The sequence below is a fragment of the Flindersiella endophytica genome (assembly GCF_054779015.1).
The window spans coordinates 347,892-373,811 of the sequence record NZ_BAAGYY010000016.1 but is presented as its reverse complement, the minus strand read 5'-3'; the positions used below and the strand labels follow the sequence as shown (position 1 = coordinate 373,811).

Here is a 25,920-nt window from a genome sequence, read left to right as displayed (position 1 = left end):
CCATGGTCGGGCAGCGAGTACGGGACCGGTCCCAGGCCGGATCACACCGTCCAGAGCGCTTCCGTCGGAGACATCCGGGCCGCTCGGAGCGCCGGCAGCAGCCCAGCGACCGCGCCGATCACGATGGTGGACGCGAGACCGCCGGCCCAGGCCGTCGTGGGTACGACGATCGACCAGTCCTTCACCGAGGCGTAGACGGCGGTGGCGGTGATACCTGCGGCCACGCCGACCGCGCCACCCAGCAGGGCCAGCAACACCGCCTCCGCGAGGAACTGGATCCGGATGTGGCCGCGGGTCGCGCCCAGTGCCCGGCGCAGGCCGATCTCCGGCCGGCGTTCCAATACCGAGATCACCATCGTGTTGGCGACCCCGACCGCACCGACGAGCAGCGCGACCGCGCCCAGACCCAGGAACAGCGAGTTCAGCGCGCTCTGCGCCGCCGCCCGGGCGACCAGCGCGTCGGACGGCTGGCTGACCTTGACCTCGTTCGGCGCCTTCGGGCTCGCGGTCGCCGCCAGCACCGCGTGCACCGCGTCGACCTGAGCGGTGGCGGAACGGACGTAGATCGTGGACGGATGCCCGTCGAACCCGAGGTACTTCGATGCCGCCGGGAACCCGACCAGCACCGCGCTGTCGACCTCCGGCGCCAGCACCGCTGGTCGCAGGATGCCGACGATCGCGAACCACCGGCCACCGACCCAGATCCGCTGTCCCGGACGGATCCGGTCGATGCCGAGCCGCTTGGCCGCGGTCGCGCCGAGCACGGCGACCGGGCCGCGCGCGGTGGCGGCGTTGAGGTAGCGGCCCTGCTGGAGGCTGGTGCCGACCGCTTTGGGCAGGCCGAGGCCGGCGGCCTGCACCGACAGGGCGTTGGTGTTGACCGCCGGGATCAACGGGCTGCGGTAGGCGAACTGGTCGGTCTTGCCGAGCTGCTCGACCTCCGACACCGGGGCGATCCGGGAGATCATGCCGGGCGCCCGCTTCGGCAGCGCCGCGTCGTCTCCGAACAGCGTCTGCCCGGTGGACACCGTGAGCAGGTTGGTGCCGAGCCGGTCGATCTGCGCGAGCAGGCCGGCCTGCGACGAGGCGGACAGTCCGAGCACCGCGACGATCGCGGCTACGCCGATCGCGATGCCGAGGGCGGACAGGGCGGCACGCAGCTTGCGCGTACGCAGGCCGACGCTGGAGATCCGCCCGAGATCGGAGATCCGCAGTGGACGCGCGGTGGTCACAGCCGGACCTCCCTCGACTGGGAGCGATAGCCGGCGACCGGGCCGGTTCCCCCACGGTCGGCGACGATCTCGCCGTCCAGCATCTCCACCTGCCGGGGCAGCCGGGCCGCGATGTCACGGTCGTGGGTGATCACGAGGATCGTCGTACCGCGAGCGTGCAACGACTCCAGCAGGCCGAGGATCGACCGCCCGGTCGCGTGGTCGAGGTTGCCGGTCGGCTCGTCGGCCAGCACGATCGCGGGCCGGCCGACCAACGCCCGTGCGATCGCCACTCGCTGCCGCTGCCCGCCCGACAGCTGCGTCGGCCGCGCACCGGGCCGGCCGGCCAGGTCGACGGCCTCCAGCGCTTCCATCGCGAGCTTCCGCCGCTCCCGGTACGGCGTACCGGCGTACAGCAGCCCGTCCGCCACGTTGTCCAGCACGCTCGCGTGCTCGGCCAGGAAGAACTGCTGGAAGACGAACCCGATCCGGGTCGCTCGCAGGCGGGCCACGGCGCGGTCGCTCATCGCGGACGCGTCCAGGCCGGTCAGCCTGACCGTCCCGCACGAGGGCCGGTCCAGCGTGCCCATCAGGTGCAGCAGGGTGGTCTTGCCCGAGCCGGACGGTCCCACGATCGCGACCAGTTCGCCGCGTTCGATGGTCAGGTCGACGTCGCGCAGGGCGGTCACGGGCGGATGGCTCGGGTACGTCTTCGTGACGGACCGCAGCTCCAGCACCGGATCGGAAACCGCGTCAGGAACAGTGCTCATGTCGACGGCACCACCACTCGCTGCCCGGCCCGCAGCTCGGTATCGGTCACCTGGACGACGCCGGCCTCGTCGTCGAACAGCCCCAGCGTCACGGCGACCAGCCGGTGTGCCCCGCTCGCCGGCACCACCTCGACGGCATAACCGCCGCTCGCCAGCGCCAGCAACGACTCGACCGGTACGACCAGCGCGTCACGCGCCTCGTTGGTGACAACGCCGACGGAGACCGGTGCCTGGTCGAGGCTCCCGGCGTCGGCCGGCCGGGTCGGCGTGATCAGCACGTCGATCTTCGGCCGGTCCTGGTCGCTCGCGGGTGTGCTCGCCACGCGCCCGACCGACGTCACCTTGCCAGGCGTGGACTTCCCGCTCGGCAACGCGATCGTCACGCCGTCGCCGACTTTCAGCCGGCTCTGCTGGGTCGTCTCCAGCTTCACCGTGACCTGTCGTCTGGTCGCGCTCGCCTTCAGGATCGTGCCGCCGGCCGGCGATCCCAGCTTCGCCATGACACTGGTGACGCGCAGCGCGCCGGGCAGGAACGCCACGTCGCCGAGCTCGAGCGTGCCGGTGTCGTCGACGCCCAGGTCGTCCTGCAGGTCCTTCACCGCCTGCTTCGTCCGCCAGCCGAACTCGTCGGAGCGCGGGGAGAGCCGCTTGGAGTAGCCGAGCGCGACCAGGTTCGCGTTCAGCTGCTGTACGTCGGTGCCGCTCACGTCGGACGCGTCGGCGCCGGCCGCCAGTGCCCGGTAGGCGGGCGAGGTGCCGTACAGCAACACGACCGGCCGGCCGTCGACCCGATAGAGGATCTGACCACGCCGGACGACTCTGCCGACCGACGGCAGCCAGGTCACCACTCCCCTGGCCTGGTTCACCACCTCGTAGCTGCCCGCATAGCCCAGCGTGCCGTCGAAGCCGGCCCGCTCCGACAGCGTGCGACGGGTCACTGTCGCCAGCGCGGTGCCGGGTTTCCGGGCCGAGCTCGCGGCCGCCGTGGGCCGGGTTCCCAACGGATGCGAGAGGTCGATGCCGTACGGGCGGTACCGGTCGACGGCGTACACCGTCCCGCCGAGGACGACTGCGATGCCGCCGGTGAGCAACAGCCGCCGGCTGGTTCGGCCGTTGCTCATCAGCCGTTCCCCTGCTCGACGTTCGTCTCCCCGCCGCCGTCCGCCTGGAACTTCGCGCAGGCCTTCTCAGCCGCCTGGTACTTCGGGTTGGTCGGGTCCAGCTCGCCGCCCATCTTGTTCTCGATCTGCAGCGAGCCGTCGGCCTTCGGGTCGGGGAAGCTCTTGATGCCGTTCTCACGCATGCACTTGGAGTACTTCAGGTTCGCCGCCTTGATCTTGTCGCGGTCGACCTCGGGCGGCGGCATCAGGTACTTGCACGCCTTGTCGGCGGCCGCGAAGGTCGGGTCGTTCGGGTCCATGCCGTTGCCGGGCTCGGCATGCAGCTGGATCGAACCGTCGGCCTTCGGGTCGGGGAAGCTCTCGACGCCGTTGGCGCGCATGCACTTGGAGTACGCCACCGCCCGTGCCTTCGGGTCCTTCGGCACGTTCTTGTTCGGCGCGGAGGCGCTCGCGGTCGGCGTTCCGAGATCGGCGACACCGGGTCCGCTGGGTTCGTTGCCGGCGCAGCCCGCGACCAGCAGTCCCGCCAGCACGAGCGCGGCGCCTATCTGTTTCCTCAGCATCTTCAGGCCTTTCACAGTTTGCGGATGGATGCTTTCCGCGTCCAGTTGTAGGGATCGGGCGGTTTCGCGGCGGTATCGATACCGTGCCGAAACCTCGAGCGAGGAAGCATCGACGGCATGCGCGTACTGGTGATCGAGGACGACGAGGAGCTGGCGGAGACCGTCGCCGTCGGATTGCGGCGGGCCCGGATGGCCGTCGACGTGGCGCTCGACGGCCCGTCGGGGCTGGACCGCGCGGAGCTCAACGACTACGACGTGATCGTGCTCGACCGCGACCTCCCCGGACTGCACGGCGACGAGATCTGCACCCGACTGACCAGTGCCGGCTGCCGGAGCCGTGTCCTGATGCTGACCGCCGCGGCCGGCATGGACGACCTGGTCGACGGGCTCGGGCTGGGCGCGGACGACTACCTGCCCAAGCCGTTCGACTTCCCCGTGCTCGTGGCCCGGATCGGCGCGCTGTTCCGGCGCTCACAACCGGCGATCCCGCCGGAGCTCGAGCACGGCGACCTCAAGCTCAACACCGCACAACGCAAGGCCTGGCGGGATGACCGGCCGCTGGAGCTGGCGCCGAAGGAGTTCGGCGTGCTCGAGCTGCTGCTGGCCGCGCAGGGCCGGACGGTCTCGGCAGAAGAGCTTCTGGAACGGGTCTGGGACGAGGCGGCCGACCCGTTCACGAACGCCGTCAAGATCACCGTCAGCCGGTTGCGCGCCAAGCTCGGCGAGCCGCAGGTGATCGAGACCGTCGCCAAGTCGGGCTACCGGATCTGAGGGGTACGCGATGAACCTGCTGCCAGGACGTACGGTCCGGGTCCGGCTCACCCTGCTCTACGGTGCGCTGTTCCTGCTCTCGGGCACGGCGCTGCTGGCGGTGACGTACCTGTTGTTCGTGAGCGCGACGGGGTTCAGCTTCACCGGTGCGAACGGCGAGTCGATCTCGTTCACCGGCAGTCCGCCGCCGGATGATCCCTTGAGCAGCGAGCTGCAGGAACAGGCGGCCGCACAGCAGGCGGCCGGCAAGCGGGCGTTGCTCGCGCAGTCCGGCGTCGCGCTGGCGGGCATGTCCGTCGTGTCGATCGGCATCGGCTGGGTCGTCTCGGGCCGGATGCTGCGGAAGCTGAGCACGATCACGTCGGCGGTACGCGAGATCTCGGCGACGAACCTCCATGCCCGCCTGGGGTTCGCCGGTCCGGACGACGAGCTGAAGGAGCTGGGCGACACGTTCGACGGACTGCTGGCGCGGCTGGAGGCTGCTTTCCGAGCCCAGCAACGGTTCGTGGCCAACGCCTCGCACGAGTTGCGTACGCCGCTGGCCCGGCAGCGGGCGCTGTCCCAGGTGGCGCTGGCGGATCCGGACGCGTCGGAGGCGACGCTCCGGGCCGCGCACGAGCGGGTCCTGATGTCCGGCGCCGAGCAGGAACGCCTGATCGAGGCGTTGCTCACGCTCGCACGCGGGCAGGCAGGCGTGACCGCGTACGAGCGGTTCGGCCTGGCGGAGCTGGCCGAGGAGGTCATGCTGTCCAGGGAAGGTGCGATCGCCGGCCGCCGGCTGGCGGTCGACGCGCGGCTGCGTCCGGCTGCCGTGGAAGGCGATCGGCGGCTGGTGGCGCAGCTGCTGTCCAACCTGGTCGACAACGCCGTACGCCACAACGTCGACTCGGGCTGGCTCGAGATCCACACCGGCCTGCAGGAGGGCCGGCCGTACGTGTCGGTCGCCAACGGCGGGCCGCGGATTCCCGAGCCGGAGGTGCCGAGGCTGTTCGAACCGTTCCGGAGGTTCGGGACCGACCGCGTGGGCGGCCCGCGCGGCCATGGCCTGGGCCTGTCGATCGTGCAGGCGATCGCTACCAGCCACGACGCGACCGTGGTCGCCCGCGCCCAACCGCGCGGCGGGCTGGTGGTCGAGCTCAGCTTTCCCGTACCAGCGAGCCACCGTACGCCGGAAACTCCCGCGGCGGCTGCCTCGCCTCCGTCCAGCGCTCCCGCATCTCCTCCACCACCGCCAGGAACCAGCGAGCCAGCGCCTCGAAACACCCTGCCCGCAAGGCGATCTCCGCGAACGACGTGAGCGTCTGCACGATCTGCGTCCGCCGCCGCACCGCCTGACCGGGCTCCTGATCGGCCCTGGCGATCAGCGGCAGCCGGTGCGCGCGGATGATCGCCCACGCCGCGCAGCCGGCAGCGATCCCGGCCTCGTACTCCTCAACGTCCATCGCCGGCTCCGCGCGATACGCGGCGTCCATCGCGGCGATGACGTTGGGCGGGAGCACCGCCCAGTGACCGTACTGCGGGAACGGCAGCCGCAGGCAGGCAGCGTCGAGCCCGAAGTGACGGAAGCCGGAACCCTCGAAGTCGACCAGCCGGGCTCTGGCGTTGTCACCTTCGCCGGTGAGCACGGCGTTGTTGGGTGTCAGGTCGCCGTGCACGAACACGCGGAATCGCGGGTCGCCGAGCGCCGACTCCAGCGCCGCCAGATCGGCCGAAACGCCTGCCGGCGCCGGGAATCCGAGGCCGGCGGCCGCGTCGCGGAGCTCGGGCCAGAACTCGAACGTGCGGTCCAGGAACGTCGTACGCGCCTGCCACTGGTGGTCGACAGCCGCCGAGGCCGCATGCAGGACGCCGGTGGTACGGGCCAGCACGACCAGTCCTGTCGTGGCGTCGGTGGCGCTCTCACCGAACAACAGGTCCTGGACGGATGGACCCGCGCCGACGTCGGACATCACGAGGATGCCGAGCTCGGCGTCGGCGGCGAGGAGGCGGGGTGCGACGTCGACGCCGAGGCCGTTCACCAGTTCGATTCCTCTTCGGTCGTTGTCCAGTACGGCGGCTTCACTGCCCCACACGCCGCCGTCCGAGCGCCTGGTCTTGACCACGACTGTCGAACCGTTGGACAGGAAGAGCCGCCGGACCGGCGCCCACTCGCCGCCGAGCTCGACCGAGCCGGTGACGTGCACGGAAGCACCGAAAGCCTTTGCCAGCAGCTCGTCGCACATTCGGGCGAGCTTAGCCAGCGCCCAGCGCGGCCGACAGCAGCTTTTCGCGGTGCGCGAGCAGCCAGTCGTGCGCACGCTGGTACTTCGCGCCCCACGCCGCCCAGACCTCGATGAACGCGGCGTGGCCCTGCCAGGTCGCCTCCTCGATGATCGTGGAGATCCAGCGGTTGGCGTCGACCGTCGCGTCGACGACCGACGGGCGCAGCGCTGCCGGCAGGCCGTACGCGTCGAGCAGCAGCCGGAAGCGCGACAACGCCTGGCCCTGCCGGGAGTCCTCGACGTCCTGCTCGGCCAGGAACGGTGACCAGAAGCAGGCCGCGACCGACAGCTCCCAGGCCACGCAACCCGGTCCGGCCAGGTCGAAGTCGATCAGGGCGACCGCCCTGCCGTCCCGGAACACGACGTTGGCCGGATGGGTGTCGTTGTGGGTGATCAGGCCGCCTTGCCAGGCGGCGGGCAACGGGCGCTGCCAGCGCAGCCCGGCGGAGCCGAACGAGGCCGCGTGCCGGTGATAGTCCCGCAACAGCGAGGCCACGCTCACCAGCGCGTCCGGCGTGAGTGCCCACTCGGGCGTCGGCTGGTTGGCGGCCTCGCCGTCGAGGTACGTCAGCACCTCGGTCCGGTCGTGGCGCGAGACCAGCCGGGGCGAGCCGCGGAAACCGGAGGCGGCCAGGTGTGCGAGCAGGGCGTGGACGGCCGTGCTGTGGTGCCCACGCGGTCTGTGCACGGTGGAGCCCACCCGGAGGACGCGGCCGCGGTTGGCGTTGCCGCCCTCGAGCCGCTCGAGCGTCATCAGCTCTCGGACTGGGGTGACGCGAGCAGGTGTCGCGCGAGGCTCGCGTGCGTGATCAGCTCCGTCACCAGCCCTCCAGAAAGCGCCGAACGTACGGCGTCGGCCTTCGCGTCGCCGTAGGCGATCGCGAGCACCGTACGGATCCCGGCGAGCTGGTCGCCGGTGATCCCGATGATCCGCTTGCTGAGCGGTGTCGTCAACACCTTGCCGTCGGCGCCGACGAAGACACCGGAGATCTCGGCCGTCACGCCTTGCCGGCGAGCGGTTTCCCGGGCGTCCGGCTCGAGCGCGTCGTAGATCGTCGACAGGCCCGGCTGCCAGGCGCCGATGCCGACCGCGGCGACGGTGACGTGCGGGACCAGCGCCGCGGCGCGTGCGATGTCGGGCTGTCTCGTCAGCGCCCGGCCGGTGGCGGCGTCGGGCACCACCATCGGCGCGTAGAACACGTGCGCGGGTCCGCCACCGATCCGCGCGATCCGGCGGACCAGCTCGAGGACGTCCGAGCCCTCGGGCCGCGACATCGCGCCGGTCAGCTGCACGACCTGGCACGGAACGAACGAGGTGAGCGCGTTGCCGATGCCGCTGAGCGAGCGCGCCCACGCCAGCCCGAGCACGTCGTCGCTGCTCACGAGCTCCTGCAGAACCTCGGCCGCGGCCTCGGCGAGGTTCCGTCGCAGCGCGACCAGATCGTCGTCGGGTACGTCGAGCACGATCGCGTGGGACAGCCCGAACGCGTCCTGCACGCGCGCGGACAGGTCGGTGTGGACGGTGCCGGGTGAGTGGATCTGGATGCGGACCAGCCCGGAGCTCAGCGCCGACGTGAGCAGCCGTGCGACCCGGAACCGGCTGATGCCGAGCTCCTCGGCGATCTCGGTCTTCGACCGGCCGTCGAGGTAGTACCTGCGCGCGACCCGAGCGGTCAGAACGAGCTCGGTGGGTTTCGGCGCCACGGCCGCTCTCCTTCCGGTGCGGACACTCGGGCCGCTCATTTGAGCGGTGCCGTACTCATTTTCGCACGAAGTCTTGACAGTGCGCTCAGATCGAGCACATCTTTGTTCTAGTTCGAGCGCAGTCACGCTCGTTTGAGCGCATCGGGTAGACCGTGGAGGTGCCCGTGTCATTCGGAAGGTCTCGACTGGTCGCGGCGATGGCCGCACTCACGGTCGCCATGGCCGGCCTGAGCGCCTGCTACACGGGCGCCGGAGGCCGGGGTGGGGACGAGCGGGCGATCAGGGTTCTGATGGTCAACAACCCGCAGATGGTCGACCTGCAGAAGCTGACCGCCGAACACTTCACCAAGGAGACCGGCATCACGGTCGACTTCACCGTGCTGCCCGAGAACGACCTGCGTGACAAGGCCAGCCAGGAGTTCTCCAGCCAGGCCAGGCAGTACGACGTGGCGACGCTGTCGAACTTCGAGATCCCGTTCTACTCCAAGAACGGCTGGCTGGTGCCGCTGACCGACTACGCCGGCAACGACAAGACGTTCGACCAGGCCGACATCCTGAAGCCGATGAGCGAGTCGCTGACCGGACCGGACGGCGAGCTCTACGGGCAGCCGTTCTACGGCGAGTCGTCGTTCCTCATGTACCGCAAGGACGTCCTCGCCGAGAAGGGCGTGTCGATGCCGGACAACCCGACCTGGCAGCAGGTCGCGGACGTCGCCGCGAAGGTCGACCGCGCGCAGCCGGGCATGCGCGGGATCTGCCTGCGCGGGCTGCCCGGCTGGGGTGAGGTGCTGGCGCCGCTCACGACCGTGGTCAACACCTACGGCGGTGCGTGGTTCGACAAGCAGTGGAAGGCGGGCGCGACCTCGCCGCAGTTCAGCCAGGCCGTCACGTTCTACGTCGATCTGGTCCGCAAGCACGGCGAGGCCGGCGCCTCGCAGTCCGGTTTCACCGAGTGCCTGAACAACTTCGAGCAGGGCAAGGTCGCGATGTGGTATGACGCGACGTCTGCCGCCGGAACGCTGGAAGGGCCGGGCTCGCCGGTCGCCGGCAAGGTCGGGTACGCCCAGGCACCGGTGGTCAAGACGAAGAGCGCCGGCTGGCTCTACGCGTGGTCGTGGGCGATCGAGAAGTCGTCGGAGAAGCAGGACGACGCCTGGAAGTTCGTCTCCTGGGCGTCCAGCAAGCAGTACGAGGCACTCGTCGGTGAGCAGCTCGGCTGGGCCCGTGTACCCGCGGGGAAGCGGGCGTCGACCTATCAGAACCCCGACTACCTGAAGTCCGCCTCGGCGTTCGCCAAGCCCACGCTGGAGGCGATCCAGAACGCCGATCCGGTCAACCCCGGCACGCAGCCGCGGCCGACCGTCGGCATCCAGTTCGTCGACATCCCGGAGTTCACCGACTTCGGCACCAAGTCGTCGCAGGCGATCAGCTCCGCGATCGCCGGGCGGCTGAGTGTGGAGGCGGCCCTGCGACAGTCGCAGGAGCTCGCGCAGGAAGTCGGCGACAAGTACAAGGGTCAGTAGGAGGCACTGACATGGCTGCCATGACCGTCTCCGAACGCGGCGTGTGGCGCCGGCGGGCACCGCTGCTGCCGGCACTGATCTTCCTGATCATCGTGACCCAGCTGCCGTTCGCGGCGACACTGGTGATCTCGTTCATGGACTGGAACGCGTTGTCGCCCGACACCACCGGCTTCGCCGGGCTCGGCAACTACGCCGAGGTCTTCGCCGACGAGGGGCTGCGGTCGTCGGTGTTCACCACCATCGTGCTGACGGTCAGCGTCGTGCTCGGCAGCCTGGTGATCGGCCTGTGCATCGCGCTGATGCTGAACCGGGCGTTCTTCGGGCGCGGACTCCTTCGTACGTTGATGATCGCGCCGTTCCTGGTGGTGCCGGTCGCGGCGGCGCTGCTGTTCAAGCACGGCATCTACAACCCCGTCTACGGCCTGCTGAACGGTGTGCTCACCTGGATCTTCGGGGCCGACGCGCCGCAGCCGGACTGGATCGGGCAGTTCCCGCAGGCGATGGTCGAGATCGCGCTGATCTGGCAGTGGACGCCGTTCATGATGCTGATCCTGCTGGCGGGCTTGCAGTCTCGCGATCCTGAGGTGATGGAGGCGGCGTACGTCGACGGTGCCTCGACCTGGCAGACGTTCACGCACATCACGCTGCCGCACCTGCGGCAGTACCTCGAGCTGGCCGCACTGCTGGGTTCGATCTTCATCATCCAGAACTTCGACGCGGTGTTCACGATCACGTCCGGCGGGCTGGGCACGGCGAACCTGCCGTACACCATCTACCAGTCGTTCTTCAGCGCGCACGACTACGGACTGGCTTCCGCACAAGGTGTCGTGGTCGTGATCGGGTCGATCATCATCGCGACGTTCGCGCTGCGCGTGGTGTCGTCGCTGTTCCGTGAGGAGGTCGGACGATGAAGGGCACTGCTCCGGTGGGGCCGCAGGCGTCGCGACGGTCGACCGTCGCCGTGGGGCTGGTGGCGTGGGTCGTCGTACTCCTGTTCTTCACGCCGGTCGCGTGGATGGTGCTGACGTCGTTCCACTCGGAGAAGGACGCGGGGACCAACCCGCCGTCGCTGTTCGCGCCGCTGACGTTGGACGGATACCGGGAGTTCTTCGGCTCCAGCACGGGCGCGGACCCGGCGGCGGCGCTGATCAACTCGGCGACGGCGAGCGTGCTGTCGACCGTTCTCGTTCTGCTGCTGGCGATTCCGGCGGCGTACGCGCTGTCGATCAAGCCGGTGCAGAAGTGGACGGACGTCCTGTTCTTCTTCTTGTCGACGAAGATGCTGCCGCCGGTGGCCGGGCTGCTGCCGATCTTCCTGTTCGCGAAGAACGCGCGACTGCTCGACAACGTGTGGCTGCTGGTGCTGCTCTACACCTCGATGAACCTGCCGATCGCGGTGTGGATGATGCGGTCGTTCCTGTCGGAGATCCCGGTGGCGATCCTGGAAGCCGCGTCGATCGACGGCGCCGGCCTGGTGGCGACCATGCAACGCATCATCGCGCCGATCGCGGCACCAGGAATCGCGGCGACGGCGTTGATCTGCTTCATCTTCAGCTGGAACGAGCTGCTGTTCGCCCGGATCCTCACGGGTGTGGTGGCACAGACCTCACCGGTGTTCCTGACGAGCTTCATCACCAGCCAGGGCCTCTTCCTCGCCAAAGTCTGCGCAGCGGCGACGATCATTTCGCTACCGGTGCTGATCGCGGGTTTCGCCGCCCAGGACAAGCTCGTCCAGGGCCTGTCCCTGGGCGCGGTGAAGTAGACAGCGCCGCGACGCGCCCTCAGTCGACGACGTCGAGGTCGATGCCGGTCGCGGCCTTGATGTCGTCGGCGAACTCACGGCCTGCCCGCTTCGGCACGCCGTCCGCCCACCACCGTGTGCCGGCGGAAGGCGGGCCGGGTAGCGGCCGGAGCAACGCCTTGAACCGCTCGTCAACGGCAAGGACATCCGCTCGGAACCAGACGAGCTCCTTCATCGCCGCCAACTCCGGGTCGGTGAGGATCGCCTCGATCTGGTCCCGCACCATGACGTCGTTGTCGTACTCAGCCCTGCACCAGTCGTAGCCCTCCTCGCAACCCTCGACGAACCCGGCCCATCCCCCGATCAACTCGACCGGAGACGAGACACGCGAGTAGCCGCGTTCGGCCTGTACTGCGCGGAAGCGCTCGACAAAGGTGCGGGCGTCGCTCATGCCCTCCCCCGGATCATCGGTCCCTGCTCGAGAGTACTAGTCCTCGCTCTCGCGGCGGCTGATGCGGAAGCCGACGATCAGGCAGGCGACGGCGAGGGCGGTGATGGCGAAGAACGCGAACACGACCGTCCCCAGGCCGTCGGCTCCGGCGGCGGCCAATGCATCGGCGCCGGAGGCTTGGCCGGCCGGGCCGTTGCTGTCACCCGCGTCGCCGGCGGCCGCCGGCGACGCACCGGCCAGCACGAACGCGGCCGGCAGTAGGACGGAGAGAAGTGCGGCCGCAACTGGTTTGGAACGGAACATCCGTGGCAGCATAGAGTATCGACTTGATCACTATCTGCTTCGGTTCGCGACGCGGCACCGCGCTCCTCGGAGTCGGTCTGCTCGTCGCGGGTGTCGCGCTCGGCTTGTTCGCCACCTACCGCCTCGGCTGGGGTAGTGCGCTCACCGCCGCCGAAGCACGCCAGGCGACCACGCAGGTCCGGCAGGCCTGGGAACGAGAGCAGCGGCGACCGCGACCGAAGACCCAGCCGGTCGCCCGGCCACCCGCGCGGCCGACCGACGGCCAGCCCATCGCGCTGTTACGCGTTCCGGCGCTCGCCCTCGACTACGAGGTCGCCGTCGTCCAGGGGGTCGGCGACGACGTCATCGACCACGGGCTGGCCGGCCACTTCCCCGGCAGCGCACTCCCCGGCCAGGCCGGCAACTTCGCTGTCGCGGGCCACCGGGTCACCCACGGCGAGCCGTTCCGGCACCTCGACCGGCTGCGGCCCGGCGACCCGATCGTCGTGGAGACGGCGGACACGACCTACACGTACCTCGTCATGAACGACCCTCGCCGTACGGTCGTCGGCCCGGACGACACCTGGGTGACCGATCCGGTGCCGGGCAGCAAGCTGGGTACGCCTCCCCGGCAGGCGCTGCTCACCCTGGCGACCTGCCCGACGGTGTGGAACGCCCAGCAGCGCATGGTCGTGTTCGCGCGGCTCGCCACAGCCGGCCCGAAGCCGGCCCAGTAAGCGCCCAACAGCCGCACAGTAAGCATGGAGAATGAACAACCATGACGACAACCGCAGCGCTGGACCCAGACCGGACCGAGTGGGACGTCATCGTCCTCGGCGGTGCTGCCGCCGGCGAGAACGCCGCACAGTACGCCGCGCAGTTCTCCGGGCTCGACTCCGTCCTGGTCGAGGCCGCCCTGCTGGGCGGCGAGTGCTCGTACTGGGCGTGCATGCCGAGCAAGGGGCTGCTCCGCCCGATCGAGGTGCATGACCACACACGGCACATCCCCGGACTGGAGGCCGCTGCCTCCCAGCCACTGGACGTGCAGGCCGTGCTGGCCCGTCGCGACACGATCGTCAACAACCTCGACGACACGTCGCAGATCAACTGGGCGCTGGGCGCCGGCATCGACGTCGTACGCGGGTACGGCCGCCTGACCGGTGCGCGCACCGTCGAGGTGACCCGGCCGAACGGTGAGAAGACGACGCTGACCGCGCGGCACGCCGTGGTCATCGACACCGGCTCGGGTGCGGCGGTGCCCGGCATCCCCGGCCTGCGCGACGCACTCCCCTGGACCTCGCGCGACGTCACCAACCTGCACCAGGTGCCTCGTCGCGTCGCCATCCTCGGCGGCGGAGTGGTCGCGTGCGAGTCGGCGACCTGGCTGCGCGGCCTCGGCGTCGAGGAGGTCACGCTCGTTTTCCGCGGCGACGGGCTGCTGGCCAACCAGGAGCCGTTCGCCGGGCAGCTCGTCGGTGAGCACCTCGAGCAGCTCGGCGTCACTCTGCTCGGCAACCGCAGCTTCGCGAGCGTCGAGCGGCAGGACGCCAAGGACACGGGCGTCGGCAACATCCACGGCGGTCCGGTACGCATCACGCTGGACGACGGCACGACCGTGGAGGCCGACGAGGTGGTCGTCGCCGCGGGCAGGCACCCGAACACCGACGACATCGGACTCGAGACCGTCGGGCTGAAGGCGGGCGGCTACCTCGACGTCGACCACCACCAGAACGTCCGCGGCGTCGAAGGCGAGTGGCTCTACGCGATCGGCGACGTCTGCGGCCGCGCGCTGCTCACCCACATGGGCAAGTACCAAGCAAGGATCGCGGGTGAGGTGATCGCGGCCCGCGCCAACGGCACCGCACCGAGCTTCGGGTCGCCCGACGGGCTGCCGTCAACGGCGCTCGGACATCAGACGGTACCGCAGGTGACGTTCACCAACCCGGAGGTCGGATCGGCGGGCTACACCGAGCAAGCCGCCCGCGAGCAGGGCATCGACGTCGAGACCGTGGAGTACGACCTGGCCGCGCTGGCCGGCACGTACGTCCTGCAGGACGACTACGCCGGGCGCGCCAAGCTCGTGATCAACCGCGCCACCGACACGCTCGTCGGCGCGACGTTCGTCGGCGTGGGTGTCGCCGAGCTCGTCCACTCCGCCACGGTCGCGATTGTCGGGCAGGTGCCGCTCGAGACGTTGTGGCACGTCGTACCCAGTTATCCCACGGTCAGCGAGGTGTGGCTGCGCCTGCTGGAGACGCTGAACACCGCGAGGCGTACGCCCGCCTGAGGCGAACGCGTGCAGCACGCTCATCGACGCACTGGTCCGGGCCCCGCGACCAGTGCGCCGATCGTCGCGGTCGTTGTCGGCACCGGCGAGGCTGTCCAAGCCGAAACAGCGCCGCGTCGCGCGCATTCTCCGAGGCCAACGGCTGAGTTTGCCGGGTTCCGGAAGCGGACCGTCCGGATCTGGCGGTAGCTTTCGCGACATGAACGAGTTCAGCAACCAGGACCTGTCGGGCTCCACGTTCCGCAAGGTCCGCCTGCGCGACGCGCATTTCCATGCCGTCGACCTCACGGGCACGGTGTTCCGCGACGTCGAGCTGGTCGACGTCGAGATCAGCGGCGAGCTCCGCAACCTACGGATCAACGACGTCGACGTCGTGCCGCTGATCGACGCCGAGCTCAACCGCCGCTACCCGGGCCGGGAGAAGATGCGGCCGAGCACCGCGGCGGGCTTCGGCGAAGCGTGGGAGATCGTCGACGGGCTGTGGGCACAGACGGTCACGCGGGCCCGAGGCCTCGCACCCGAGCTACTGCACGAGCGGGTGAACGACGAGTGGTCGTTCATCGAGACGCTGCGCCACCTGGTGTTCGCCACCGACGCCTGGATCAACCGCGTCATCCTCGGCAACCCCTCGCCGTGGCATCCGCTCGACCTCCCGTTCGACGAGATGGACGAGCACCCGTCGATTCCGTGGGACCGCACTGCCCGGCCGGCGCTGGACGAGGTGCTCGCGCTGCGGGCCGACCGGATCGCCACCATGCGCCGAGTGCTCGCCGACCTGACCGACGAGCAACTGGACCAGCAGACCAAGCCTGTGGACGCACCCGGCTGGCCACCGCCGGAGGCCTTCCTCGTGCGCGACTGCCTGGAGTGCGTCCTCAACGAGGAGTGGCAGCACCGCCTCTACGCCGAGCGCGACCTCGACGTACTCGAAGCGCGCGGCTCCTAGACGATCTATTCCAAGGGGTCGCCTGACGCGCGACGCCTGGCATCCACGCTGGCTGCGTTGTCGTCGATCGCCGGAGGCCCCTCCTAGCTCCTCCTCCGCCTTGACAGCGCGGCGCCATGCGCCGCGCGCTTGACCGGCCACCCCTTGGAACAGATCGTCTAGTCTTCGGGCTTGCCGTAGGCCCAGGCGTGGTAGCTCTCGATCTCCAGCCACGCGCTCACTCGCGGTCGCGTGCGGTCGGGATAGGGCGTGCCGTTGTAGTGCGTCGCGATCTTGTCGATCACACTCAGGTCAGGGTCCGCGTGCAGCGTCACGGTGCCCTGGACGCTCACGTGCCGGTACCACGAGTCGCCGTCGAGCACCGTCACCGAGACGCGCGGGTTGGCGCGGAGGTGGTCCAGTCGCTTGCGCCCGGCGTCGAGGTTGAGCAGGATCCGCCCGTCCTCCCAGAGGTACCACGTGGCCACCGAGATCGGCGTCCCGTCGGGGCGGACGGTCGCCATGACCGCGGGGTTGGGCCGCTTCAGCAGCTCGACCAGATTGTCGGGGAGGGGTGCTTTCGGCATGCTCAGCGCAACCTCACCGGACGACGGCGTTATTCCAGGGTCTAGCGTCTTGGCTGTGGAGGAGCTGTTACGCGAGCTGGCGCCGCAGGTACTCGGCGCACTTGTCCGGCGCTACGGGCACTTCGACTCCGCCGAGGACGCCGTACAGGAAGCGCTGCTGGCCGCCGCGACGCAGTGGCCGGCCGAAGGCGTGCCGGACAATCCGCGCGCTTGGCTGATCACCGTCGGTTCGCGCCGGCTGACCGACCTGCTGCGCAGCGAGGAGTCGCGCCGCAGGCGGGAGGACACGGTCGCGCTGCAGACTCCGGTGCAGGCGTTCGTCAGCCCGGCCGCCGACGCCGGGTTGTCCGCCGGGCCGGACGCCGACTCCGACGACACGCTGATCGTGCTGTTCATGTGCTGCCATCCCGTACTGACACCGGCGTCCCAGGTCTCGCTCACGCTGCGCGCGGTCGGCGGCCTCACGACCGACGAGATCGCGCGGGCGTTCCTCGTACCCGAAACGACGATGGCGCAGCGGATCAGCCGGGCCAAGCAGACCGTCAAGAAGTCCGGGCAGCCGTTCGCGCTGCCGCCGGCGTCCGAGCGCGCGGAGCGGCTGAAGGCCGTGCTGCACGTGCTGTACCTGATCTTCAACGAGGGCTACACGTCGACGTCCGGGTCCACGTTGCACCGGGTGGAGCTGTCGGCCGAGGCGATCCGGCTGGCCCGGATGGTCCACCGGATGCTGCCGGACGACGGCGAGGTCGCCGGGCTGCTCGCGCTGATGCTGCTGACGGACGCCCGCCGCCCGGCGCGGACGAAGGCCGACGGATCGCTCGTTCCGCTGGAGGAACAGGACCGCGGGCTGTGGCTGAAGGAGTACATCGACGAGGGCGTCGACCTGGTCACCAACGCGCTGTCGACGACGAAGCTCGGGGCGTACCAGTTGCAGGCCGCGATCGCCGCGATCCACGACGAGGCGGCGCGGCCGGAGGACACCGACTGGCGGCAGATCGTCGCGTTGTACGAGCTGCTGGAGGCCATGCCGGGCGGCGGTGGAGTCAACCCGATGGTCCGGCTGAACCGGGCGGTCGCGGTCGCGATGGTGGACGGTCCGCAGGCCGGCTTGGGGGTGGTGGCCGCACTGGACGCGGACCAGCGGATGGCCGGCCACCATCGGCTGCACGCCGTACGAGCGCATCTGCTCGAGCTCGCGGGCGACCTGCCCGCGGCCCGCGAGCACTACCTCGAGGCCGCCAAGGGCACGACGAGCCTGCCGGAGCAGCGGTACCTGCTGTCCCGCGCCGACCGGCTCGGTACGGACAGCGGTTCGTGAGCAGCTGGCCGGGCTCGCCCGGCGAGCTGCTCGTCGTCCAACGGGAGCTCGCCGCGGCCGGGCCGGAGGCTTGGAGCCTGCCGAACATGCCGGACATGCCGGACAACGCGCGGATCGGCGGCTGCTTCGCCGCGTTCCCGCGCGGGCTCACCGGCGAAGGCGCGGCAGGTGACCCGGTCTGGGTGGGCGCGGTCGTGCTGGCCGGCGGCCGGGTGGTGGCGTCGCACGTCGCCTCGGCCGCGGCGACGGCTGCGTACACACCGGGGTTGCTCGCGCTGCGCGAAGGTCCCGCCCTGGAGGCCGCGGTCCGTTCCCTGGCCGTGCGGCCGGACGTCCTCCTGGTGAACGCCACCGGCCGCGACCATCCCCGCGGCGCCGGACTGGCGTCGCACCTGGGCGCGGCCCTCGACCTGCCGACCGTCGGCGTCACGCACCGGCCGTTTGTGGCTACGGGTGACTGGCCGGCCGACAGCGCGGGAGCGAGCAGCCCACTCCGGGTCGGCGACGCAGTCGTCGGCTACTGGCTGCGTACCAAGGCCGGCACCCGTCCGCTGGCGGTCGACGCGGGCTGGCGTACCTCCCCGGACACCGCCCTCGAAGTGGTCCGAGCCGCCACCGGTCCGCGCGCCAGAACCCCCGAACCCATCCGGCTCGCCCGCCACCTGGCCCGCGAAGCCCGCCACGCGGCATCCGGAACAACTCGTGATCGACGAGCCGCTCGTACGCCGACGGCCTGCTCAACTCGAACGTGCTGATCGAGATCGGCGGAATGCTGATGACGGGTCGACGTTGCGCCATCATCCGCGACTCCCGTGTCCCCAGCCTGCCTACGGATCTTGTCGGCCATATCTACAAGGCGACCGACCTTGCCGATCATGAGGCAACCATCGAGCACGTCCATCGGTGGATTCGGGATGATCTGGCACTCACCGAGTGCGACGCCTGCCCACGGAGCTAGCGAACGGCGCGCTCGCCTCCGCCCCAGTCGTCACTCACGGGTCAGGTCGCCGCGACTCGATCGGCGGTGACAATGGCGGTTTGCCCGCCATCGTCAGCGGTGGGTGTGAGGCCGCGACGGACGGCGACCGCGCGGACAACGTCACGCATTCCGCTCTTGCCGGTGTCCGGACTCGTTCCGCTCACGCCGCCCCGGCGGGCCGAAAATCCGTTGCCCCGAAGGTATCCGGGTCCGTAGCGTCATAAGTCGCCCATGACCTCTCCCACCACAGCTTCGGCTGCCTCCCGCCGCAACGTCCTGCGCCTGCTCTGGCCAGGACGCAGGGCCGCTTTCGCGCTCGCCGCGGCGATCGCCGCGATGACGGTGCTGCCCCTGGTTGCCCCTCAGTTCACCCGGAAGTTCGTCGACGGCGCGGTCGCGGGCGAGCCCGCGAGCGCGCTGGTCCTGATCGCGTTCGGCTACCTGGCGCTCGCGGTCTCCGGCCAGCTGGCCCGGATGCTCACCGCCTGGTTGGCCAGCCGCCTCGCCTGGGACGGTACGAACCGGCTCCGCGAGACGCTGGCCGAGCACGCGCTCGACCTCGACATGGGCTACCACGGCCAGCGCACGCCCGGCGAGATGATCGAACGAGTCGACGGCGATGTCGTCGCGCTCGCGGAGTTCGTCGTCGCGTTCGTTCTCGACGTGATCGCGAGCCTGCTGCTCCTGATCGGCGTGCTGGTGATCGTGCTCGCGGTCGACCTGCGGATCGGCTTGATCCTCGCGGTCTACTGCGCGCTGGTCGGCCTGGCGATGGGGCGCGCGCAGCGGATCGCGGTGCCCGCCGCCACGAAGGTACGCGAGCGTTTCGCCGCGCTGTTCGGCGTGCTGGAGGAGCGGCTCGCCGGTGCCGAGGACATCCGCGCCAACGGCGCCGGCCACCACGTCGTACGCCGGTTCCACAAGACCAGCGCCGAGGTCTACCACGCCGACGCCCGCGCCGAGCGGATCGGCGGCGGGCTGTTCGCGGGTACGACCGTCGCGTTCGCGGTCGGCACGGCCATCGTGCTCGCGCTGGCCGCCTGGATCCAGGACAAGGGCGCGTTGTCGGTCGGCACCGCCGTGTTGCTGTTCCAGTACACCCAGATGGTCCGCCAGCCGTTCGAGCGGATCATCGACCAGCTGCAGCAGTACCAAAAGGCGTTGGCCAGTGTGGCTCGCATCGGCGGGCTGCTCGGTGAGCGCAAGACCCTGCCCGAACGAAACGACCCGACCCCGCTGCCTCAGCAGGGCGCGCTGTCGGTCGACCTCGACGACGTGGGGTTCGCCTACGCCGACGACGACGAGCAGGTGCTGAGCGACGTCAACATCCACTTGGCTCCGGGCGAGACGCTCGGCCTGGTCGGGCGAACGGGCTCCGGCAAGACCACGATCGCGCGCATGGTGCTGCGGCTGTACGACCCCACGCAGGGCGTCGTACGGCTCGGCGGCGTCGACCTGCGCGACACCGCGCTGTCCGACGTACACCGCCGGATCTGCGTGGTGACGCAGGACGTCCAGCTGTTCGCCGCGACCGTGCGCGACAACCTCACGCTGTTCCGGTCAGCCGCCGGAGACGCGGCGGCCGACGCGCGGCTGGTCGAGGTGCTCCACGAGGTGGGCCTCGGCTCCTGGTACGAAACGCTGCCCGAAGGCCTCGACACCGTGCTCGGCAGCCAGGGCAGCGGTGTGTCGGCCGGCGAGGCGCAGCTGCTGGCGTTCGCCCGCGCGTTCCTCACCGATCCGGGGCTCGTCGTCCTCGACGAGGCCTCCAGCCGGCTCGACCCGGCGACCGAGCTGTGGATCGAGAGCGCGGTCGACCGGCTGCTCGACGGGCGTACCGGCGTGCTGATCGCGCACCGGCTGTCGTCGCTCAACCGGGTCGACCAGATCGCCGTGGTCGACGACGGACGGATCGTCGAGTACGGCCGGCGCGCCGAGCTCGCCGCCGATCCGGCCAGCCGTTTCTCCCATCTCCTCGACGCCGCGGGAGTGACCCGATGACAGCGCCCACCACGCCCACCACAACCAAGAACAAGGCCAGCCTGCAGCCCGTCGTCCTGGTCGCGAGCCGGCTCGCGCGGACGTCCTCCGGCCGGTACTTCTGGGGCGCGCTGCTGTGGGCGGTGTTCCTCTGTGTGCCGATCCTCACCGGCCTGGTGCTGAAGGCGCTGTTCGACCAGCTCAGCGGCCAGCGCTCGGCGACGCTCGAGGCTTCGCTGTGGCTGTGTGCCGCGTTCGTCGCCGTCGAGCTGGTCCGCGGTCTGCTGCTCTGGTTCGCGCTGATCATCTGGCCGTACTGGTGGAACGCGGCCGAGACCACCCTGCGCGCCAACATGCTGCGCTCGATCCTCACCTCCCGCGGCCCGGCCGCCAGCCGGCTGCCGTACTCCTCGGGTGAGGCGGTCTCGCGGTTCCGCGACGACGTGCACGACCTGACCGTCGTCACCGACAACTCGATCGACCTGTTCGGCGCGCTGGTGTTCGGCGTGATCGCGTTCATCATCATGGCGACGATCGACCCGCTGATCACGCTGGTGTTGGTGCTGCCGCTCACCGTCGTGCTCGTACTCACCCGCGCGCTCAACGGCGTGATCCGGCGGATCCACAAGCGGGCGCGTGAGCTGGGCGCCGAGGTGACCGCGTACATCGGCGAGATGTTCAGCGGCGTGCTGGCGATCAAGACCGCCGGTGCGGAGGACGCCGTGCTGCGGCGGCTGCGCGAGCACAACCAGCGACGCCGCCGCGCGGCGGTCAAGGACCGGCTCGCGATGGACATGCTCGACACCGCGACCAGCTCGACGATCGAGATCTCGATCGGTCTCGTCCTGCTGCTGGCCGCGCCCGCGATGCGCCGGGGCGAGTTCACGGTCGGCGACCTCGCGCTGTTCACCAGCTACGTCGGCTGGCTCACGATGCTGCCGCGGGTGCTGGGCAAGATGCTCTACCGCGTACCGCAGGGCGCGGTCGCGACCGACCGGCTCGGCCGGCTGATGGCCGAGCACGAGGACGCCGACGACCTGTCGAAGCTGTCCGGCGTGTGGTTCAAGGAGGGTGAGGAGGCGCCCCCACCCCCGCCTCCGCCCGCGCGGGACGATCGGCTCCAGGTGCTGGAGGCGCGTGACCTCACCGTGGTGCACGGCGAGAGCGGGCGTGGTGTCCAGGCCGCCAACCTGCGGGTCGAGCGCGGCTCGTTCACGGTGATCACGGGCGCGGTCGGCTCCGGCAAGACGACGCTCGTCCGGGCACTGCTCGGGCTGCTGCCGCTCGATCGCGGCACAGTGAGCTGGAACGACGAGGCGGTCGACGACCCCGGCACGTTCCTGGTGCCGGGCCGCGCCGCGTACGCCGGCCAGGTGCCGAGGCTGTTCTCGGAGTCGCTGCGGGAGAACCTCCTGCTGGGCTGGCCGGCGACGGAGGACGAGTTGTCGCGCGTACTGACGCTGGCCGCGCTGGAGCAGGACCTCGCCGAGATGCCGAGCGGGCTGGAGACGGTCGTCGGGCCGCGAGGCGTACGGCTGTCGGGCGGCCAGGTGCAGCGCGCGACGGCTGCCCGGGCGCTGGTGCGTTCGCCGGACCTGCTCGTCGTCGACGACCTGTCGTCGGCGCTGGACGTCGAGACCGAGCACCTGCTGTGGGACCGGATCGCGACCGCGGCCAAGGACGGGAACGGGCCCGACACACTGATCGTGGTCTCACACCGGCGGGCGGCGCTGGAGCGTGCCGACCAGGTGGTCGTGCTGGACCGCGGCCGGATGGTGGGCACCGGGTCACTGGACGAACTGCTGCGCACCTGCCCCGAGATGCGGCGGCTGTGGAGCGAGGAACTGGTCGTCGAGGCGGAGGAGCAGCAGCCGGAGCCGGATCTCACGCCCCGCTGACCTTTGCTCTTCCCTCGAAGGGGACCTGTTCGATGACCGCTTCGATCTCTGCTCTGTACATCTATCCGATCAAGGGCTGTGCCGGCGTCGCGCTGACCGAGGCGTTCCTGACGCCGGGTGGCCTCGAGCACGACCGCACGTTCATGGTGATCGGACTGGACGGCACGTTCCGCTCGCTGCGCCGCGATCCGCGGCTCGCGCTCGTGCGGCCGGTCGTCGAGGACGATCGGCTCGTGCTGCGCGCGGACGGGATGCCGCCGCTCGCGGTGCCGATCGACACGACGTCGGCCCGGCGGGACGTCACGATGTTCAAGCTGCCCTATCGCGGCATCGACCAGGGTGACACGGCAGCCGGCTGGCTGTCGGAGGTGCTGGGAACGCCGAGCCGGCTGGTCCGCGTACCGCCGGAGCACGACCGGGTGACCGACGGTGAGACGCCGGGCCGGGCGGCGTACTCCGACTCCGGCGCGCTGCACCTCCTCACGACGGCGTCGCTGCGCGAGCTGAACGGGCGGATCGCGGCGCGCGGCGGAGAGCCCGTGGCGATGGGCCGGTTCCGCGCCAACCTCGTCGTCGACGGCTGGGGCGAGCCGCATCACGAAGACCGGGTGCGGCGGATCCGCGTCGGCGAGACCGAGCTGGCGTACGCCAAGCTCGCCATCCGTTGTGCCGTCATGCTGGTCGACCCCGAGCGCGCGGCCAGGGCCGGGCCGGAGCCGCTGCGTACGCTCGCGACCTATCGCAGGGTGACGGACGCGGCCGGAGTCGCGTTCGGCGTGACGTTCTCGGTACTGCGTACGGGCCGGCTGGCCGTGGGCGACACGCTGTCAGCAACCTGACATACGGGACTGGTCCCGGCCGGCGGAACCTAGGTTGGGCGGCACCGATACTCACGGAGGACAACGCATGTCGCGGATCAGCTGGTCCCTGCCCGTCGCGGCCGTGCTCGCGCTGGCGGCGGTCACAGGCTGCCAGCCGGAGGCACCGGAGCAGGGGGCTTCGGTGTCGTCGTCGCCGTCCCGGTCGTCGGCGAAGGCCACACCGACACCGACACCGACTCCGGCTTTGACTGCCGCGGACGGGACGGACGTGTCCGCCTGTTCCGACGTCGAGTGCGAGATCCTCGTGCGTCCGGGAACGGCGATCCCCGTACCGAAGAGCTCCGGAGTCGGCGATCTGAAGGTCACCAAGGTGACCGCCGACCGGGTGACGCTGACCGGGCGGGTGATCGGCGACAGTAGCTTCGGCGGCTGCTATGCCGGCAACTGCGACGTCGACAGCGACCACGGTGCCGTCACGATCGTGCTCGGTGACGACAGCCTTGGCACCGAGAACGGTGTCGGGATCCGCGTCCACGACATCTCCGGCGGTGCGGCGATCATCGAGCTCGAGCCGGTCGGCTGAGTACCCCGTTCGACGATCGCGGCTGGAGCTCTCGCCGCGGACCGATGAGAAAGCGCCGAGGACGCGGTCCATAGCGGCATGAAGCTCTTCGGATTTTCTCGTCTCGCGCTCGCCGCTGTGCCGGCTGTAGCGCTGCTGGCGGCGGCGGTCCCGTCGACCGCCGCCGTGGCGGGCGACCGCCACTCCCCCTGGTCGGCGACCTGGGGCACGGCTGTGCAGAACCCGATGGCCGAGTGGAGCGGGCCCAACTGGGCCATGCCGGGATTCGCCGACCAGTCGGTACGGCAGGTCGTGCGGGTCAGCACCGGTGGGCCGATCGTTCGCGTCCGGTTGTCGAACCTCTACGGCACCGGGCCGTTGCGTATCGCCGGCGCCACGATCGCGAAGACCGCCGAGGGTGCGGCGGTCGAGGCCGGTTCCGTACGGCAGCTGAGGTTCGGCCACTCCCGGTCGACGACCGTCGCCGCCGGCTCCGGCGTGGCGTCCGACGCCGTGGCGCTGCGAGTCGGGGCGTTGGAGAAGCTGACCGTCACGTTGTACTTCGCCAACCCAACCGGGCCGACGACCTACCACGAGGGCGCGTTCGCGACGTCGTACCGCGCGGACGGTGACCACCGGTCCGACGTCGCCGGGACCGCGTACGCCGGTGAGACCAACGACTCCTGGTACTTCCTGGACGGCATCGACGTCCTTGGCGGGACCAGGGGCACGGTGGTGGCGTTCGGCGACTCGATCACCGACGGGTATTTCACGACGCGTGACGCGAACAACAGCTACCCCGACGAGTTGGCCGAACGGCTGACCGCCGCCGGCAAGCGGATCGGTGTGGACAACGAGGGCATCGGCGGCAACAAGGTGCTGACGGACTCGGTGTGCCTCGGCGAGAAGGGGGTCACCCGGATCTTCCGCGACGTCGTGCGGCAGCCGGGCGTGCGCTCGGTGATCATCCTGGAGGGGATCAACGACATCGGCATGTCCGCGTACCCGGCCGACGAGTGCGGCCCCTCGCTTGACGCCACCGCCGAGCAGATCATCGACGGCCACCGGACGATGATCAGGGCCGCCCACGCCCACGGCATCACCGCGATCGGCGCGACACTGACGCCGATCAAGGGCAGCTTCTACGACACCCCAGCCAACGAGGCCAAGCGCGACGCGGTGAATCACTGGATCCGCACCAGCGGCGAATACGACGCCGTGGCCGACTTCGATCGCGCCGTGTCCAACCCCGCCGACCCCGACGCCATCCTCCCAACCTACGACGGCGGCGACGCCCTCCACCCCAACGACGCCGGCATGAAGGCGATGGCCGCGGCCGTCCCGCTCGGCGCCCTCTGACCCGACCCACAATGACCACGGGTGCTGGTCATGTACGACTTGCCAGGCAAATTGCCACGGGTAGGTCGAAATGACCACGGACCCGTGGTCATTTACGTTGCTCTGCCAGGCCGACCGGTCAGCGGCGGCGCTCGTCCGGCGGCAGCTCGCTCGGACCGACGTACTTGGACAGCCAGTCGCCCATCGGCCGGGTCGAGCGCAGGAACTGCACCACGCGCTGCTTGGCCTTCGCCGTGCCGAGCCAGGGCTCGATCGGCCATTCCTTCCACGCGACCAGGCCCTTGTTGCGCAGCAGGTCGATCCGCGGGTGGTCCTTGGGGTAGCCCTTCGGCGCGGTCTTCAGCGCGTCTCTCGCGGTGATCGCCACGCCCTGCTTGGTCAGCTTCGCGAGCTGTGCCATCAGCTCGGCGCTGGTCACGTCGTCGGCGACGGCGGCGCGGAAACGGGCCAGCTGGTCCGGCATCATGAAGTACATGCCATCGGCCGCGGCCAGGCCATCCGCCGACAGCTGGATGTAGCCGCCGTGTTCGAGTGTCGCCCCGATGTTGGTCTTGTAGGGCGACTTGTCCTTGCTGAACCGCATGTCGCGGAACGGCCGGAAGATCCGCCCGGCGCCGAACTCGGGCTCGAGCTCGGCGAGCAGGGCCAGCATCGGGGCCCTGACCAGCTCCTCGTACGCCGCCTTGTGCTCGGTCCAGTAAGCCTTGCTGTTGTCGGCCAGCAGTCCGTCGTAGAACTCCAACGCCTCAGCCGGCCATCCGCCAAACGCCATGACTCACACGATAGGACCGAACCGCCGTCGCCGG

26 protein-coding genes and 1 pseudogene are annotated in these 25,920 nt (G+C 70.2%); 16 read left to right on the top strand and 11 right to left on the bottom strand.

What is annotated here, in order from left to right; genetic code table 11:
- Positions 1-41: 41 nt before the first annotated feature.
- Genes ACYVF6_RS19080 through ACYVF6_RS19065 form a run of 4 tightly spaced genes read right to left on the bottom strand, consistent with a single transcriptional unit; the run spans position 42 to position 3,665 of the window.
- On the bottom strand, positions 42-1,232 hold the full coding sequence (locus ACYVF6_RS19080) for an ABC transporter permease (RefSeq protein WP_460523075.1): 1,191 nt from the start codon (positions 1,230-1,232) through the stop codon (positions 42-44).
- Positions 1,229-1,981 carry an ABC transporter ATP-binding protein gene (locus tag ACYVF6_RS19075; protein ID WP_460523073.1) on the bottom strand — a complete coding sequence of 251 codons (753 nt, stop codon included), beginning with the start codon at positions 1,979-1,981 and terminating at the stop codon, positions 1,229-1,231. The genes ACYVF6_RS19080 and ACYVF6_RS19075 overlap by 4 nt, the downstream gene beginning before the upstream one ends.
- A complete protein-coding gene (locus ACYVF6_RS19070; protein WP_460523070.1) occupies positions 1,978-3,102 on the bottom strand; it encodes an efflux RND transporter periplasmic adaptor subunit in 1,125 nt (374 codons plus the stop codon). The genes ACYVF6_RS19075 and ACYVF6_RS19070 overlap by 4 nt, the downstream gene beginning before the upstream one ends.
- On the bottom strand, positions 3,102-3,665 hold the full coding sequence (locus ACYVF6_RS19065; protein WP_460523068.1) for a hypothetical protein: 564 nt from the start codon (positions 3,663-3,665) through the stop codon (positions 3,102-3,104). The genes ACYVF6_RS19070 and ACYVF6_RS19065 overlap by 1 nt, the downstream gene beginning before the upstream one ends.
- A gap of 117 nt (positions 3,666-3,782) precedes the next feature.
- Here ACYVF6_RS19065 and ACYVF6_RS19060 point away from each other — a divergent pair, with 117 nt between their 5' ends.
- The gene (locus tag ACYVF6_RS19060) at positions 3,783-4,436 is read left to right on the top strand and encodes a response regulator transcription factor (RefSeq protein ID WP_460523066.1); all 654 of its coding nucleotides are present in this window, start codon (positions 3,783-3,785) and stop codon (positions 4,434-4,436) included.
- 10 nt (positions 4,437-4,446) lie between these two features.
- Positions 4,447-5,529, top strand: a pseudogene (locus tag ACYVF6_RS19055) (sensor histidine kinase); the annotation flags it as partial.
- 43 nt (positions 5,530-5,572) lie between these two features.
- Here ACYVF6_RS19055 and ACYVF6_RS19050 read toward each other — a convergent pair.
- The 3 genes from ACYVF6_RS19050 to ACYVF6_RS19040 are packed head-to-tail and all read right to left on the bottom strand — an operon-like array spanning position 5,573 to position 8,401.
- Positions 5,573-6,658: a phosphotransferase gene (locus tag ACYVF6_RS19050; RefSeq protein ID WP_460523064.1), complete on the bottom strand. Its 1,086-nt coding sequence runs from the start codon at positions 6,656-6,658 to the stop codon at positions 5,573-5,575.
- A 10-nt stretch (positions 6,659-6,668) separates the two neighbouring features.
- Positions 6,669-7,451: an aminoglycoside phosphotransferase/kinase family protein gene (locus ACYVF6_RS19045; protein ID WP_460523062.1), complete on the bottom strand. Its 783-nt coding sequence runs from the start codon at positions 7,449-7,451 to the stop codon at positions 6,669-6,671.
- Positions 7,451-8,401 carry a sugar-binding transcriptional regulator gene (locus ACYVF6_RS19040; protein WP_460523060.1) on the bottom strand — a complete coding sequence of 317 codons (951 nt, stop codon included), beginning with the start codon at positions 8,399-8,401 and terminating at the stop codon, positions 7,451-7,453. The genes ACYVF6_RS19045 and ACYVF6_RS19040 overlap by 1 nt, the downstream gene beginning before the upstream one ends.
- A gap of 164 nt (positions 8,402-8,565) precedes the next feature.
- Between ACYVF6_RS19040 and ACYVF6_RS19035 the strand changes: the two genes are divergently transcribed.
- The 3 genes from ACYVF6_RS19035 to ACYVF6_RS19025 are packed head-to-tail and all read left to right on the top strand — an operon-like array spanning position 8,566 to position 11,686.
- The gene (locus ACYVF6_RS19035) at positions 8,566-9,924 is read left to right on the top strand and encodes an ABC transporter substrate-binding protein (protein WP_460523058.1); all 1,359 of its coding nucleotides are present in this window, start codon (positions 8,566-8,568) and stop codon (positions 9,922-9,924) included.
- 11 nt (positions 9,925-9,935) lie between these two features.
- Positions 9,936-10,835 carry a carbohydrate ABC transporter permease gene (locus ACYVF6_RS19030; protein ID WP_460523056.1) on the top strand — a complete coding sequence of 300 codons (900 nt, stop codon included), beginning with the start codon at positions 9,936-9,938 and terminating at the stop codon, positions 10,833-10,835.
- On the top strand, positions 10,832-11,686 hold the full coding sequence (locus ACYVF6_RS19025) for a carbohydrate ABC transporter permease (protein WP_460523054.1): 855 nt from the start codon (positions 10,832-10,834) through the stop codon (positions 11,684-11,686). Before ACYVF6_RS19030 ends, ACYVF6_RS19025 begins: the two co-directional genes overlap by 4 nt.
- 19 nt (positions 11,687-11,705) lie before the next feature.
- Here ACYVF6_RS19025 and ACYVF6_RS19020 read toward each other — a convergent pair whose 3' ends face one another.
- Positions 11,706-12,116 (bottom strand): hypothetical protein, encoded by a 411-nt coding sequence (locus ACYVF6_RS19020; RefSeq protein ID WP_460523052.1) that lies wholly within the window; start codon positions 12,114-12,116, stop codon positions 11,706-11,708.
- Between the two features lie 36 nt (positions 12,117-12,152).
- Complete coding sequence (locus ACYVF6_RS19015) at positions 12,153-12,419, bottom strand: hypothetical protein (RefSeq protein WP_460523050.1); 267 nt, start codon at positions 12,417-12,419, stop codon at positions 12,153-12,155.
- Positions 12,420-12,442: 23 nt separating this feature from the next.
- Between ACYVF6_RS19015 and ACYVF6_RS19010 the strand changes: the two genes are divergently transcribed.
- The 3 genes from ACYVF6_RS19010 to ACYVF6_RS19000 all read left to right on the top strand — a co-directional run bounded on the left by ACYVF6_RS19010 (position 12,443) and on the right by ACYVF6_RS19000 (position 15,631).
- The gene (locus ACYVF6_RS19010; RefSeq protein WP_460523048.1) at positions 12,443-13,135 is read left to right on the top strand and encodes a class E sortase; all 693 of its coding nucleotides are present in this window, start codon (positions 12,443-12,445) and stop codon (positions 13,133-13,135) included.
- A 41-nt stretch (positions 13,136-13,176) separates the two neighbouring features.
- The gene (locus ACYVF6_RS19005; RefSeq protein ID WP_460523046.1) at positions 13,177-14,685 is read left to right on the top strand and encodes a dihydrolipoyl dehydrogenase family protein; all 1,509 of its coding nucleotides are present in this window, start codon (positions 13,177-13,179) and stop codon (positions 14,683-14,685) included.
- Positions 14,686-14,884: 199 nt separating this feature from the next.
- On the top strand, positions 14,885-15,631 hold the full coding sequence (locus ACYVF6_RS19000) for a DinB family protein (RefSeq protein WP_460523044.1): 747 nt from the start codon (positions 14,885-14,887) through the stop codon (positions 15,629-15,631).
- A gap of 158 nt (positions 15,632-15,789) precedes the next feature.
- Here the strand turns inward: ACYVF6_RS19000 and ACYVF6_RS18995 are convergent, their stop codons facing one another.
- A complete protein-coding gene (locus ACYVF6_RS18995; protein ID WP_460523042.1) occupies positions 15,790-16,197 on the bottom strand; it encodes a PPOX class F420-dependent oxidoreductase in 408 nt (135 codons plus the stop codon).
- On the opposite strand from ACYVF6_RS18995, the gene ACYVF6_RS18990 reads away from it, so the two are divergent.
- From ACYVF6_RS18990 to ACYVF6_RS18955, 8 genes are all read left to right on the top strand, one after another.
- Positions 16,196-17,515, top strand: coding sequence for an RNA polymerase sigma factor (locus ACYVF6_RS18990; RefSeq protein ID WP_460523040.1), 1,320 nt, complete (start codon positions 16,196-16,198; stop codon positions 17,513-17,515). The two genes, ACYVF6_RS18995 and ACYVF6_RS18990, sit on opposite strands and share 2 nt — an antisense overlap.
- A complete protein-coding gene (locus ACYVF6_RS18985; RefSeq protein WP_460523038.1) occupies positions 17,512-18,270 on the top strand; it encodes an endonuclease V in 759 nt (252 codons plus the stop codon). The genes ACYVF6_RS18990 and ACYVF6_RS18985 overlap by 4 nt, the downstream gene beginning before the upstream one ends.
- Positions 18,264-18,473 (top strand): hypothetical protein, encoded by a 210-nt coding sequence (locus ACYVF6_RS18980; RefSeq protein ID WP_460523036.1) that lies wholly within the window; start codon positions 18,264-18,266, stop codon positions 18,471-18,473. The genes ACYVF6_RS18985 and ACYVF6_RS18980 overlap by 7 nt, the downstream gene beginning before the upstream one ends.
- A 252-nt stretch (positions 18,474-18,725) precedes the next feature.
- A complete protein-coding gene (locus ACYVF6_RS18975) occupies positions 18,726-20,495 on the top strand; it encodes an ABC transporter ATP-binding protein (RefSeq protein WP_460523034.1) in 1,770 nt (589 codons plus the stop codon).
- On the top strand, positions 20,492-22,372 hold the full coding sequence (locus ACYVF6_RS18970; RefSeq protein WP_460523032.1) for an ABC transporter ATP-binding protein: 1,881 nt from the start codon (positions 20,492-20,494) through the stop codon (positions 22,370-22,372). The genes ACYVF6_RS18975 and ACYVF6_RS18970 overlap by 4 nt, the downstream gene beginning before the upstream one ends.
- Positions 22,373-22,404: 32 nt before the next feature.
- Positions 22,405-23,211: an MOSC domain-containing protein gene (locus tag ACYVF6_RS18965; RefSeq protein WP_460523030.1), complete on the top strand. Its 807-nt coding sequence runs from the start codon at positions 22,405-22,407 to the stop codon at positions 23,209-23,211.
- 67 nt (positions 23,212-23,278) lie between these two features.
- Complete coding sequence (locus ACYVF6_RS18960; protein ID WP_460523028.1) at positions 23,279-23,776, top strand: hypothetical protein; 498 nt, start codon at positions 23,279-23,281, stop codon at positions 23,774-23,776.
- A 78-nt stretch (positions 23,777-23,854) separates the two neighbouring features.
- A complete protein-coding gene (locus ACYVF6_RS18955) occupies positions 23,855-25,114 on the top strand; it encodes an SGNH/GDSL hydrolase family protein (RefSeq protein WP_460523026.1) in 1,260 nt (419 codons plus the stop codon).
- A gap of 118 nt (positions 25,115-25,232) precedes the next feature.
- On the opposite strand, the gene ACYVF6_RS18950 is transcribed toward ACYVF6_RS18955, so the two are convergent.
- A complete protein-coding gene (locus ACYVF6_RS18950; RefSeq protein ID WP_460523024.1) occupies positions 25,233-25,886 on the bottom strand; it encodes a DUF2461 domain-containing protein in 654 nt (217 codons plus the stop codon).
- Between the last annotated feature and the right edge of the window lie 34 nt (positions 25,887-25,920).